Origin of the sequence: Clostridium peptidivorans, from assembly GCF_900205925.1 — a bacterium.
GTDB lineage: Bacteria > Bacillota > Clostridia > Clostridiales > Clostridiaceae > Clostridium_AK > Clostridium_AK peptidivorans.
The window spans coordinates 159,075-173,576 of sequence record NZ_OAOD01000005.1 but is presented as its reverse complement, the minus strand read 5'-3'; the positions used below and the strand labels follow the sequence as shown (position 1 = coordinate 173,576).

At 29.6% G+C, this 14,502-nt stretch carries 9 protein-coding genes and 1 pseudogene; 9 read left to right on the top strand and 1 reads right to left on the bottom strand.

Annotation, left to right across the window (positions count from 1 at the left end; genetic code table 11):
- The first annotated feature begins 166 nt into the window (after positions 1-166).
- From CRN98_RS06580 to CRN98_RS06545, 9 genes and pseudogenes are all read left to right on the top strand, one after another.
- Complete coding sequence (locus tag CRN98_RS06580; protein WP_179631992.1) at positions 167-4,255, top strand: AAA domain-containing protein; 4,089 nt, start codon at positions 167-169, stop codon at positions 4,253-4,255.
- A 105-nt stretch (positions 4,256-4,360) separates the two neighbouring features.
- The gene (locus CRN98_RS06575; RefSeq protein ID WP_097026679.1) at positions 4,361-5,428 is read left to right on the top strand and encodes a mannose-1-phosphate guanylyltransferase; all 1,068 of its coding nucleotides are present in this window, start codon (positions 4,361-4,363) and stop codon (positions 5,426-5,428) included.
- 149 nt (positions 5,429-5,577) lie between these two features.
- Positions 5,578-5,742 (top strand): hypothetical protein, encoded by a 165-nt coding sequence (locus CRN98_RS17695; RefSeq protein WP_179631983.1) that lies wholly within the window; start codon positions 5,578-5,580, stop codon positions 5,740-5,742.
- Positions 5,743-5,888: 146 nt separating this feature from the next.
- Complete coding sequence (locus CRN98_RS06570) at positions 5,889-8,222, top strand: ATP-dependent Clp protease ATP-binding subunit (RefSeq protein WP_097026624.1); 2,334 nt, start codon at positions 5,889-5,891, stop codon at positions 8,220-8,222.
- A gap of 69 nt (positions 8,223-8,291) precedes the next feature.
- Positions 8,292-8,897 (top strand): DNA-3-methyladenine glycosylase, encoded by a 606-nt coding sequence (locus CRN98_RS06565; RefSeq protein ID WP_097026623.1) that lies wholly within the window; start codon positions 8,292-8,294, stop codon positions 8,895-8,897.
- A 70-nt stretch (positions 8,898-8,967) separates the two neighbouring features.
- Positions 8,968-10,214 (top strand): annotated as a pseudogene (larC, locus tag CRN98_RS06560) (nickel pincer cofactor biosynthesis protein LarC).
- A gap of 1 nt (position 10,215) precedes the next feature.
- Complete coding sequence (gene larE, locus CRN98_RS06555) at positions 10,216-11,031, top strand: ATP-dependent sacrificial sulfur transferase LarE (RefSeq protein ID WP_097026622.1); 816 nt, start codon at positions 10,216-10,218, stop codon at positions 11,029-11,031.
- Positions 11,024-11,785 carry a nickel pincer cofactor biosynthesis protein LarB gene (larB, locus tag CRN98_RS06550; protein WP_097026621.1) on the top strand — a complete coding sequence of 254 codons (762 nt, stop codon included), beginning with the start codon at positions 11,024-11,026 and terminating at the stop codon, positions 11,783-11,785. The genes larE and larB overlap by 8 nt, the downstream gene beginning before the upstream one ends.
- A 220-nt stretch (positions 11,786-12,005) precedes the next feature.
- Positions 12,006-13,277 carry an ABC transporter substrate-binding protein gene (locus CRN98_RS06545; protein ID WP_097026620.1) on the top strand — a complete coding sequence of 424 codons (1,272 nt, stop codon included), beginning with the start codon at positions 12,006-12,008 and terminating at the stop codon, positions 13,275-13,277.
- A gap of 3 nt (positions 13,278-13,280) precedes the next feature.
- Here the strand turns inward: CRN98_RS06545 and CRN98_RS06540 are convergent, their stop codons facing one another.
- Entirely contained in the window at positions 13,281-14,399 is a 1,119-nt protein-coding gene (locus CRN98_RS06540; protein WP_097026619.1) for a glycosyltransferase family 4 protein, read from the bottom strand.
- Between the last annotated feature and the right edge of the window lie 103 nt (positions 14,400-14,502).

The window sequence follows — 14,502 nt, the reverse complement described above, 5'->3', positions numbered from 1 at the left end:
TTTAAGTATGTATTTAATGTGTATATTATTGTAAATTCACAACAAATATTGTATTATAAAAATTTTGAAAAACATTTACATGGGTGCTATAATTTAACATACAAGTAATATACTTATAGTTTATAATAAGGACAAGCATCTAGTATAAATTATGGGGGTAAAAGTTATGAGTTTAAACACAAGAGAAAAGGTAAGAAGTGTATTTAATTACCTAGGAAATCTAAAAAAATCTCAAGAAAAAAGAGTAAGGCACATAGGGGAGTATGAAAGGGTATTCTTTGAAAAGGAGCTTTTTAGTCATACTGGATGCAAAATAACTACTGATGAAAATTGTGTGTTAGAAATAAGTAAAATGAATAAAGAACTATATAATTATTTCTTTAATTTACATCAGCAGATTGAAAATAAGTCAAAGAACTTGGAAATTGTTTTAGGGAAGGGGCTTGTTACATGGATAAAAGAAAAAGAAACCATAGTTCATACAATGTTTTCTATACCGTTAGAATTGGAGTTTAAAGTAGAAAAAGCAATATTTTGTTTAAAAAGTAAGGGTAATATGGAGATGAATACTCACTTCTTAGAAGGACTTAATATACATAATTACTCTAAGCTTGTAGAAATACAAGAAGAAATAAGAAATAAAAATATTAAAATAAGTAATTTAGAATATATTAATAACTATTATGAGCCTATAATAAACATACTATCTGTGGATAATGATAAAGAGTTTAAAATTTATAATGGAAAAATATTTGAAGAAGATATAGAAATAACTTCTAAGGTAAATATATTAAATAAGCTTGCTATTTTAATTAGAGAATATGATGTAAAAATTTGGAATGAAGAAATAAATCACATACTTCATCAAATAGATGAAGGATATGAAATACCAAACACTATAAAGGCGTTAGTTACAAATCAGAAAATAGAGCATACAGAAAGTGAGAAGGAAGAGTGGAAGGGCTTAGAAAAGGACTTATTATTTCCGCTCCCATATAATGCAGAACAAAAGGAAATAGCAAATAGATTATCAAGCAACTTTGGGCTAGTAGTTCAAGGGCCTCCAGGAACAGGTAAAAGCCATACTATAGCAAATCTTATATGTCACTTATTAGCTCATGGCAAAAGTGTACTAGTAACTAGTGAAACAGATAGAGCACTTAAAGTATTAAAGAATATGATTCCTGAGGAAATAAGTTCACTATGTATGAGTGTTATAGGTAATGAAAATAAGGATATGGATAATCTTGAGAATTCCGTAAAGAATATTACAGATAATTTATCTATAAATCCAGTACAGCTTCAGCAAGAGATAGGGATATTAAGAATTAAATTAAGTGAATGTAAGAGAAATCAGGATAATATAATAGATAAGCTCAAATATATATGGGAAAATGAAAATGCTGCTATTTCGTATCATGGAAGAGATTATAGCATAATGGAAATAGCTAAATGGCTCAAAGAAAATGAGGAAGAATATTCTTGGATAGAAGATGATATAAGCTCTCATATAAAGTCACCAATTTCAGAAAATGAATTTGAAGAGGTAATAGGATTTTTAAATGAAGTTCCAAGTAGAGAAAGAGAAATGATTAGTAAGGTGTTGCCTATTTTAGATAAGATGCCGACCCATGACGAGCTGTATAATGTATTTATTAAGTATGAGGAATTAAGAAATAGTTATGATAATAATAAAAGAATATTAGAGAAATGGAACATATCTGATAACAAAGGGTTTGATTATGAAAGTCTTATTGAACTATTAGAAGAAGGGTATAACAAACTTAATATATGTGAGGAAAAAGAATTAGGCAATTTTATAAGAGATTTTAACAATAGTGCTTTGCTAAGGGACTCTGCAATGGATCTTTTATTAAGGTGGAAAAGCTATATAAAAAGAATAAGTGTTATAAGAAAGGAGTTAAATCAGCATTGTATAACGCTTCCACAAGAAGTGGATTTATCCCATTTAGAAAAGGATTTTCAAATAGTATTTCATGAGCTGGACAAAAAAGGTAAAATTAGCAAGTGGTTTACATTAAAAAATAAATCACAAAGATATATTGTTGATAAGTGCTTAGTGGATGGTAATCCAATAAGTGACATATATCAAGCTACAATATTAAAATTGTACTTTGAAAAACAACAAATAATTAAAGGTGTTACAAAAGTTTGGAATAGCACCTTTAAAAACTACAAAAATATATGCGGTATTTCTGAAAAGGAAGAAGATTTAATAAGAGTGGAAAAGTATATATATAAAATAGAAAATTTATGTCAATGGACTAATAATATAAAACCAAATATAATAAAGAAATTTGGAGCAATTGTTATTCCAAATGATATTAATTTAAATAATAGAGAAGGCTTATTAAATATTAAAGAATGTTGTAAGTCAATTAAAGAAATGTATGAGTTACAGGAAATTGAAATTTTCTTAGATAGCATTATAAGGATTATGAATAATTCAGGTTTCAGCATTCTATGTGAAGCTTTAGAAAAAAGGGATGTGGCAAAGCTTCAAGAAAGTTTTAAAGAAGTGGAAAGATTAAGACTTATAAGAAATAAATTAAATAGGATAAATGAAATACTGTATAAGATAAAGGGGGTATGCCCTAGATTATATACAAAACTAACTACGGAAGAATCATTAAATATGAAAAGTTGGAATAATGCATGGAAGTGGAAAGAGTGGGATAACATTCTTAAGGGGGTGTGGAAACAAAATGAGGAATGGCTAGAAGGAAGATTACAAGAGGAAAAACAAAAAGAAAAGGCATTGATTATGCAGCTTGTTTATAAAGAAACTTGGTTTAGACAAATATGTAGTATAACAGAGGAAGGAAAAAGAAGTCTTTTTTCATGGCTTCAGGCAGTAAAAAGGATTGGAAAAGGAACAGGCAAGTTTGTAAATGACTATATACAAATTGCACAAAAAGAAATGGAAAACTGTAAGGAAGCTATACCTGTATGGATTATGCCTTTAAATAGGCTTCTAGAAAATATAAAACTTTCAGATAAGCAGTTTGATGTTATTATTTGTGATGAAAGTAGCCAAAGTAATATTTATACCCTATGTGCTCTTATGAGAGCTAAGAAGGCTATAATAGTTGGAGATGATAGACAAATAAGTCCAGAAGTTGTGGGAATATCACATGGTGAGGTTCAAAAATATATAAATGCTTATTTGAACAATATACCTAATAAGGAATGGTTTGATTTAAGTACAAGTCTCTATGATACTGCACTTAGAGTATTTCCTGATAGGGTAGTATTAAGGGAACATTTTAGATCAGTACCAGAGATAATACAGTTTAGTAATAAGCTTTGTTATAATAACGAAATAGCAACACTAAGATTTGCTCATAAAAATGAAAAGTTTGATCCACCTGTATGTGCAGTTAAGGTAGATGGAACCAGAGAAAAAAATAGGCCACTTAATATAATAGAGGCAGAAGCCATAGTAGATAGGATATACAGAATATGTAATGATAAAAGATATAACGGAATGTCTATAGGAGTAATATCCCTACTTGGAGATGTACAAACAGAATTTATCCAAGCTCTTTTAAGAGATAAAATAGGTGAGGAAGAAATACTTAAAAGAAAAATAGTATGTGGGGATGCTTATTCCTTCCAAGGAGATGAAAGAGATATAATGTTTCTCTCTATGGTAGTGGCTAATAATGTAAAATACACTGTACTTAATCGTGAATCAGATATAAGGAGATTTAATGTAGCTACAAGTAGGGCTAGAAACCAAATATGGGTATTTCATTCCGTAGATTTAGAAGATTTAAATAAGGAGTGTGTAAGATACAAACTTTTAGATTACTGTGAAAATTATGATAAGTATAAAAGGGAAGAAAAGGTCATAGAAAATATATTTTATTCTACATTACAAAAGGACATATATAGTATATTAAAAAATAGAGGCTTTAATCCTTTATCAAATGTATTATTAGGAAACTATACTATAGATTTAGTACTTGAAAATGGGAGGGATAAGATAGCTATATTGTGTCAAGATGAAAAAAGTGAGTATACTAGTAACTATCACGAATTTTATAATATGCAGTTAAAATTAACGGAATGTGGATGGAATGTTATAAAAATAAGGGGAAGCAAATTTTATAGATATCCAGATAAAATGATACCTGCATTATTAAAAAGGTTGCAAAGTTTTACTATAATAAAAAGCTCTTTAGAAGATACGAAAAAATATATAAAGCATGATAGTCTTAGAGTTGTATAAATAGACTTTATAAAACTTTTACAGAATCATAAAAGGAGGTTGTTCACAAATAACCGCTTTAATTCATACTATGGAATTAAAGCACTTATTTGTGGAGAGGTTTTTGTGTTATATGCGTTAATTCTAGCCGGTGGAAAAGGAACAAGGCTCTATCCCTTATCAAGGGAAAGTAATCCTAAGCAGTTTTTAAAAATAATAAATGATAAGAGTTTTTTAAGAAACACTGTAGACAGGATAAAGCCTTTAGTAAATAAAGAAAATATATATGTGGTAACCAATGAGATATATTTAAACAAGGTATATGAGGAATTGCCCGATATTAACAAAGAAAATATATTCGTAGAACCTGCAAACAAAGAAACTGCAACCTGTATTGGGCTTTCTGCAGTAAAGCTTTTAAAAAAAGATAAGGATGCAATAATGATGGTACTCCCTTCAGACCACTATATAGAAAATGAAAAATTATTTACAGATACATTAAGCCAAGCTGTGGAAATCGTAGAAAGAAAAAGAGGGCTGATTACAATTGGAGTTGCTCCGACTCGTCCTGAAACAGGATATGGATATATAGAAACAGGAGAGAGAATCATTGGAGGGATACCTTCTTACAGAGTAGAGAGATTTTTAGAAAAACCTAACCTAGAGGTGGCTAAAGATTTATTAATAAAAGGCACTTATCTATGGAATAGTGGTATGTTTATTTGGAGAGCAGATATTTACCTTAGGGAAATGGAAAAGTATTTGCCTAAAATGTATAAAAGTATGATGAATATATATTCTGCATTAGATACAGAACAGGAAGAAGAAGTAATAAAGGAAGAATATAATTTAATCGATGGAATTTCAGTAGACTTTGGTATAATGCAAAAAACTAGAAAGGCATTTGTTATAAAATGCGAATTTGTTTGGGATGATATAGGTAACTTTGTGTCGCTTGCACGATTTTTAAAGAATTTCCGTGGAAATAATGTAAATGGGAATATATACATGGACGAAAGTCAAGATTGTATAGTTCTTGGTGGAGAAAAGCTTGTCATAGGCTTTGGAGTAAAAGATTTAATAATAGTAGATGCAGGAGATGTAATACTTGTAATGGATAAAAATAAAGATCAAGAAATAAAATATTTGGTAAGCGAATTGAAAAAAGATAATGAATTTAAAGATTATATATAGGCTTACTATAAAGATCTTCTATAAGAATAGCTTAATTATCTTATGGAAGGTCTTTCATAATTTATTTTAAATTATAAAATTGTATATATTTTCATTTGATAAGAATTGAAAAAGTACACATACTAAGTATAATATAAAAATTAAATATAATGGGTTATGGAGAGATAAGAAAAATAAATTTTGTATCGCTCATAATGGTTATAATAAATTTATTAATTGTTAAAAAATCTGGTAAAATAACAAATAAAAAATTAATTTCAAATGATAGTTATGATATGACAAATGAGGTTATAAACATAGGAACAAAAAAATAACTAGCTGTCAAAGCTAGTTATTTTATGTTATCATAATGGTTAAAATAAATTCATAAATCTTGTAAAATAATAATATTTAATTATGATATACTATATTTACATGAACTTATAGAATATAAGACATTATAGAGTATGGAGATGATGTTATGAAATTGTGTTCAATATGTCATAAAAATGTAGCCACGATATTTACTTCCAAAATAGAAGGTGGGAAACCTCAAATAATGGGAGTTTGTATAGATTGTGCTAAAAAAATGGGGCTTCCAGCATTAAATCAGCTTTTAGAATCTACAGGAATTAGTTCAGAGGATATGGAGAACTATACAGAACAACTAAATAGTATGCTTGAAAATGTAGATTTAAACGAATTTACAAATAATGATATGTTTAATAATATAATAAATAATTTATCTATAAATGATCAAACATCTTTAGAAAAAAATGAAGCAAAGGATATATTTGAAAGTAATGAAATTAAGGATATGTTTAGAGGCTTTGAAGATGGTAAGGATTATAAATATGGAGAAAATAAAAGTAGCATAAAGACTAAAAATAATTTATTTAAAAAGAAAAGAAATAACTTAGATAAGTATGGTATAAACCTTAATGAAAAAGCTAAAAATGGTGAAGTTGATCCTGTAATAGGAAGGAATACAGAAATAGATAGGGTTATTCAAATCCTTAATAGAAGGACTAAAAACAACCCTATACTTATAGGAGAACCAGGCGTAGGTAAGACTGCAATAGCAGAAGGATTAGCAGTTAGAATTTCTAAAAAGGAGGTTCCAGCAAAACTATTCAATGCAGAGGTATATTTATTGGATCTTACAGCAGTAGTAGCGGGAACTCAATTTAGAGGACAATTTGAAGGAAGAATGAAAAGTATAATCGATGAAGCTAAAGCAGAAGGAAACATTATATTAGTTATAGATGAAATTCATAATATAATGGGGGCAGGAGAAGCTCAAGGAGGAGCTATAAATGCCGCGAATATATTAAAGCCTGCACTAGCTCGAGGTGAAATACAAGTTATTGGAGCAACTACTTTAGAAGAGTATAGAAAACACATAGAAAAGGATTCAGCACTCGAAAGAAGGTTTCAACCTGTACTCGTAGAAGAGCCAACTATAGAAGAGGCTATAGAAATATTAATGGGCATAAAAAAATACTATGAAGATTATCATAAGGTGCATATAAGTGATGATGTTATAAGTGAAGCTGTAAAGCTTTCTGAAAGATATATAAATGATAGGTATCTTCCTGATAAGGCTATAGATGTGATTGATGAAGCTAGCTCTAGGGCAAATTTAAAAAATAAAGGGCTTGTAGAAGTAGAATCTTTAGGGGAAGAGCTTGAAAAAATTCAACAAGAAATAATAAAAGAAGCTGATAATGGAAATTATGAAAGAGCAGCTGAATATAAAACACAAGAGTTTAGAATTAAAGAAAAGTTAACGAAGATTGAGAAAGAATGCAATAGTGTTGAACTAACTATAGAAGATGTAGCTTCTGTTATAGAAGCATGGACAAAAATTCCAATTCATAAAGTAAAGGAAAACGAAGGAGAAAGATTATTAAACTTAGAAAATAAGCTTCATGAAAGAGTAATAGGTCAAGAAGAAGCTGTAAATGCTTTGTCAAAATCTATTAGAAGAAATAGATTGGGATTTAAGAAAAAGAAAAAACCGTCATCTTTTATATTTGTGGGCCCTACAGGGGTAGGGAAAACTGAACTTGTAAAGGCATTGGCTTCTGAGCTATTTGGAAGTGAGGAAGCACTAATTAGGGTGGATATGTCTGAATATATGGAAAAGCATACTTCATCAAAGCTTATAGGAGCACCTCCGGGATATGTTGGATATGATGAGGGTGGCCAGCTTACAGAAAAAGTTAGAAGAAAACCTTATTCTGTAGTATTATTAGATGAAATAGAAAAGGCTCATCCAGATGTATTTAATATGTTACTTCAAATATTAGATGATGGAAGGCTTACAGATGGCCAAGGAAGAACTGTATATTTTGATAACACTGTAATTATAATGACATCTAATGCGGGGACAAATTTTAAGGGAACTAAAATAGGTTTTGGAAGTAGTGATTATGAAGCTTTAGAGGTTCAGGTAAGAGATGCCCTTAAGGAAACCTTTAGGCCAGAGTTTTTAAACAGAGTAGATGAGACAATAGTATTTAAACCTCTTACAAAGGAAGAGCTATATAAAATAGTAGATTTAATGATTAAAGAGGTAGAAGAAGAGCTATTTGAAAAAAATATAAAAATAAAGGTTAATAAGGATGTTAAAGATCTTATTCTTGAAAAGGGATATGATGAAAAATATGGAGCAAGACCTTTAAGAAGAGCAATTCAAAGATATTTAGAGGATGAAATAACAGAGGCTTATTTTGAAAAACGTATTAAGGAAGGCTCAACTATAGATTTGGGTGTAGAAAAAGATAGAACAATAATAAATAATATTTTATAAAATTTTTAGTTATATTTGCAGCCTGGTATGTTAATACCAGGCTGTAAATTTTAAAGGAGGGCATTTAACATGAAGCTGTCAAGAGAATTTTATAATAAAGATACTTTAGAAGTAGCAAAGGAGCTTTTAGGAAAAAACTTAGTGACTGTTGAAAATAGCATAATAACTTCAGGAAAGATTGTAGAAGTAGAAGCATATATGGGATTACAGGATAAGGCTGCTCACAGCTATGGTGGACGTAGAACTAAAAGGGTAGAAGTTATGTATGGAAAACCTGGAGTTGCATATGTATATTTTATATATGGACTTTATTATTGTATGAACGTAGTATCAAGAGAAGAAGGGATAGCGCAGGCGGTATTAATAAGAGCAGTTGAGCCCTTAGAAGGAAAGGAAGTCATGAGTAAAAGAAGGTTCAATAAGAACTATGATGAATTAAAGAAAAGGGAAGTAGTTAATTTGACCAGCGGTCCTTCTAGATTATGTATGGCTCTTAATATTGATAAAAGTATGAATGGAGATGATTTATTAGGGGATAGGATATACATAGAGGAAGGAAATAAACAAGAATTTGAGATTGGAGAATCCTCGAGAATAGGTATTGATTATGCTGAGGAAGCTAAGGATTATCCTTGGAGGTTTTTCATTTCAGGAAATCCATATGTGTCTAAATAAGTAAGATGTGGTAAAATTATAATATATTGAAAATATTTAATCTTTATTAATAAAGGGATGGGTGAAAATTATGAAGATACTTTATTATGATTGCTTTTCAGGAATTAGCGGAGATATGAATTTAGCAGCTATGGTGGACTTAGGGGTTCCTAAGGAATATCTTATAGAAGAACTTAAAAAGCTTAATATAAATGATGAATATGAATTAAATATAACCAGAGAAGTTAAAAATGGAATAGCAGGAACCAAGGTAAATGTAATTTTAAAGCCTCATCACCATCATAATGAAAATCATGGTGAGCATAATGAACATAATTTACATCACCATGAGGAAAATAATCACCATCATCATAGAAATTTGAAGGATATAGAAGAGATAATAAAAAATAGTAGTCTTAAAGAAAAAGTAAAAAATTTAAGTTTAAGTATATTTAAAATAGTAGCAGAAGCAGAGGCAAGAGTTCATAACAAGGAACTATATGAAGTTCACTTTCATGAAGTTGGAGCTACAGACTCTATTATAGATATTGTAGGGGCAGCAATATGTTGTGATTACTTAGATGTGGAAGAAATATTTTGTTCCACTGTAGAGGTAGGTAGCGGGTTTGTTCATTGCGCTCATGGAGTACTGCCAGTACCTGCACCAGCTACAGTAGAAATACTTAAGGACATACCAATAAGAAAGGGGAATGTGCCTTTTGAAGCAACTACTCCAACTGGAGCTGCCATATTAAAATCTTTAGTAAAGGAATTTACAGATAAAGAGGAATTTAAAGTATTAAGGGTTGGGTATGGTATAGGATACAAGGATTTTGATAAAATACCTAATGTGCTTAGAGTGTTTATTGCTGAAAAAGAAGAAAAAAAAAACAGTGTTTTGTAACTGAATGTAATATAGATGATATGAGTTCAGAGGTTTATCCATATATAATAGATAAGCTTTTAAGCTCTGGAGCTCAAGATGTATATTTAACTCCTATAGTTATGAAAAAAGGAAGACCTGCTATAAAGCTATCTGTATTACATACAGAAGAAAAAGAAAAAGATTTAAATAATGTATTATTTAATGAAACAACCACTATAGGACTTAGAAAATACAAGGTAGAAAAAAGTATTTTAGATAGGAATATAAAAAATATAAGTACATCTTATGGAGAAATAAGAATAAAAGCATGTTATAAAGAAGGAAATATGATTAAATATAAGCCTGAATTTGAGGATGTAAAAAGAATTGCGTTAGAAAAAAATATTCCTTTTATAAGATTATATGAAGATATAAAAATGGAAATAAAAGATTTAAAAGTATGGGGTGAGTAAATTGTATAATGAAAAATATAAAGAACTTGTGGATTATATAAAATCTCTTAAAAAGGTAGCAGTTGCATTTTCTGGAGGAGTGGATAGTACCTTCCTTCTAAGGGTTTGTCAAGATGCAATAGGTAAAGAGGTTATTGCGATAACTATAAAGGCACCGTATATACCTGATAGAGAAATAAAAGAAGTAGAAAACATAATAGATGAGTTAAAAATAGAGCACTATTTCCTGGAGTTTGACATATTAGAAGAGATAAAGCATAATCCTGAGGATAGATGCTATATATGTAAGACACATATATTTAGCAAAATAAAAGATTTTTTAAAAGAAATGGGAATAGATTATGTAGTAGATGGAAGTAATTTGGATGATACAAAGGATTATAGGCCAGGAATGAGAGCACTTAAGGAACTTAATGTAAAAAGTCCATTATTAGAATGTAAATTTACTAAAAAAGATATAAGAGAAATATCTAAAGAGTTGGGACTTCCTACTTGGGACAAGCCATCCTATGCTTGTTTATTATCTAGACTTCCTTATGGACAAGAAATAAAAATAGAAGAACTTAAAAGAATTGAAAAGGGAGAAAGTTACTTAGCTGAAGCAGGATTTATGGGTGCGCGTATACGAAGTTATGGAGAGTTAGCTCGTATAGAAGTATATAATGAACAAATAAATAACTTTTTAGATAAGGACATAAGAAAAAATGTAATAGAAAATTTAAAGAATTTAGGTTATAAATATGTAACATTAGATTTAGAAGGATATAGAACAGGAAGTATGAATGTAAATATAAAAGGTGGCATGAATAATGAATGAAAAGGAGCTAAGAGAACTTCTTTTAAAGGTTAAAGAAGATAATTTAGAAATAGATGAGGCGCTAAATAAACTAAAAGAACTACCCTTTAAAGATTTAGGCTTTGCAAAGATAGATAACCACAGAGAACTTAGAGTGGGTTACCCAGAAGTAATATACTGTGCAGGCAAAACTGTAGAGCAAGTAAAAAGTATAGTAGAATTCATGATAACAAAGAAAAATAATATACTAGCCACAAGAGCTACAGAGGAAATGTATGCAGAAATAAAAGGCATATGTGACAAAGCTGAGTATTTTAAGGAAGCAAGAATAATAAGAATTATACAAACAGAAGTAGAAAAGAGCTCAAGTTACATAGCTGTAGTCACTGCAGGGACTTCAGACATACCTGTATCTGAAGAAGCAGCTATAACTGCAGAGACCTTTGGAAATGAAGTAAAAAGAATATATGATGTAGGAGTTGCCGGAATACATCGTTTGTTTAACAGATTGGATGATATAAGAGGAGCAAAGGTAGTTGTTGTAGTGGCGGGAATGGAGGGAGCTCTAGCTAGCGTAGTAGGTGGCCTTGTAGATAAGCCAGTTATTGCAGTTCCAACAAGCGTGGGATACGGAGCTAATTTTAATGGATTATCTGCTCTTTTATGTATGCTTAACAGCTGTGCAAGTGGAGTTACTGTAGTAAATATTGATAATGGATTTGGGGCTGGATATTCAGCGAGTATTATTAATAAGTTGGGAAATAAAGTCATATAATTCACTTATGGTGTGAAAGATTTATTGATTTAAGCCATAGGGTATAATAAAATGTATGGTTGATAAGGGATATGAAGTAGGCGGCATGGATATATTAATAAATGAAAATATTCATATTATTTTAAGCGTACTGGGTATAACGCAGATTTTTATGAAAGCGGCATTGGTGAAGGAGTTAAGGAAATTATAAACTAAAAGGATTGTAAAAGGTGATACAAATATGAAAAAGCATATGCGATACATTTCATTTTCTGTAGTTCTTATATTTTTAATTAGTATTTCTTCTTGTAAAAGTATAGGTAGCTCAAATACTTCCAAGACCATACGAGGTGTAATAAATATATGGTGCAGCGAGGAGTATGAAGCTAGCATGAAGTTTGTAGCACAATCTTTTAAAAAGGTTTATCCTAAAACCACTATAAATATAAAAGTAATTGATGGAAAAGATTTTAATATAGAAGATAAGCTGCAAGATGAGGCGCATATATTTATGATACAAGATAAGGATACTCCTTATTACTTAAAAAAATATAAGGATAAGTTAGCGGATGTAACTAGTATAGTAAATAATCATAAAAATTTATTTAAAAAGGAAACATTGAATAATATATCTTTTAATGAGAAGATTTATGCTGTACCTATAGAAAGTAATCCATATGTTATGGTTTATAGAAAAGACATATTTTCTAAATATAAAATTAAAATAGAAGATATAAATACCTGGGATGATTATATAGATCAATATGAAAAGCTTAAAAGAGATTCTAAGGTATCATATAGTTTTTTAACTGGAAATCCCATGGATTACTATGAGATGCTCTTAAACCAATTAAATAAAGTATTGATAGACTCAAAGGATAACATGTATATATCATCATCTGAATCCATGAAGTCTATTAATTTAATAAGAGAATTGAGAAAAAGAGGAATTTTGAAGGATAACAAAGAGAGGTTTTCTTTAAACTCCATAAAGTCTGGGAAAGTAGTGTCTTTTATTGCAAATTATAAAGAACTTAAGATATTGGAGGAAAAGGCTCCAGAGCTGAAAGGAAAATTTAAAATTGCAGCTATGCCGTCCTTTGAAGCTGGTGGAAATAAGTTTGTGTGCATTAATGGGAAAAATTTAATTGCATTAGATAACAATAAATATACTAATTTAATTAACACCTTTTTTGAATTTTTATTGGACAATGAAAAGTTGCAACTTGATTTATTTACTCAATACTCTATATTTCCATGTAATTTAAATATTCAACGAAGTAAAGCTTTATTAAATCCTGTAGAATACTTCGGAGCGGATAAGGTATGGCAATTTTTAAGCAATGTACAAAAACAATCATTTTACAATTCATATAGTGCCAATTATGCCTATATAAATAGTGAATTTGAAAAACATATATATGATATTATGAAAGAAAAGAAAAGCCTAAAAGAAAATACTTCAGACGTTGAAAAAAGATTAAAGGAAATGATTAAAAATACTGGGTTCTAGATTTTAAGAACCCAGTATTTTTTTATAGGCATCTAGTGTAGCTAATGCTGTGTTTTGCCAAGAAAATAATTTAGATTGCTGTAATCCCTTTGCACTTAGTTCATTTAAAATACTTTCATTAGAGAGTGTATTTAATAAGGCATCCTCTAATTCTTGTTTATTTAAAGGATTTATAAGTATTCCTGCATCTTTAACAACTTCAGGAATAGAGGAAATGTTAGAAGTTATAACAGGAGTACCGCAACTCATTGCCTCTAAAGGGGGAAGCCCAAAGCCTTCATATAAAGAAGGATATACAAAAACATCAGAGGCATTATAAAACCAAGGAAGATGCTCTTCAGGTATAAATCCAGTAAACTTTATTCGAGAAGATATCTCTTGAGTTTGGCTTAAATTAAACAACTCTTCTAGGCTGTCTTTATTTGCACCTGTAATAACTAGTGAATATTCCTTAGGCAAATCTTTATATATTTTTGAAAACGCAAGTATAAGAGATTTAATATTTTTCCTTGGACTGAACCCTCCTATATATAATATAAAGGGATCCATTATATTATAAATCTTTCTAAGATCTTGCCTACACTTTTCTTTGTCCAAAGGTGTGTATTTTTTGTCTGCAGCTAAGGGGGTAACATAAATTTTATTTTCGTCAATGGGAAAAAATCTAAGTATGTCTTTTTTAGAGTATTCGGATACAGTGATTATTCCATCGCTTAATTCTACGAGTTTTGGCAGAGAAGATAAAAATTTATTTAGATATCCATTACCAACGGTTTCAGGCATTATATATGGAATTAAATCATGGATAGTAATTACTTTTTTACAAGAAATGCTTTCGTCTAAGCCTATACCATTTTGAGGTATATGAAATAGGTCTATGCCTTCTTTTTTTGAGCTTTCACCAAAGTAATATTTTTCAAAGAAACCTTTGTGTCTTTTGGAGCTAAATATTATATGAGAATTATTCTTTTCAAATTCATCATAATTTTTTCCCCACCAATAAATAAAAAACTCATTTTCTTTATCTAAGTTAAGCATGTTTTTAACTAAATTTTCGGTATATGTTCCGATACCTGTGCCATTATACCAACCTATGCCTCTTCCATCAATGGCTATTTTCATACATTTACCTCCTGTTAAAGCTTATAGATTGAAATTATGTGTATATATATTATTAATATTATTAAAATACGAAAATGTGCCTTATAAGTTAAAATAAAACCTA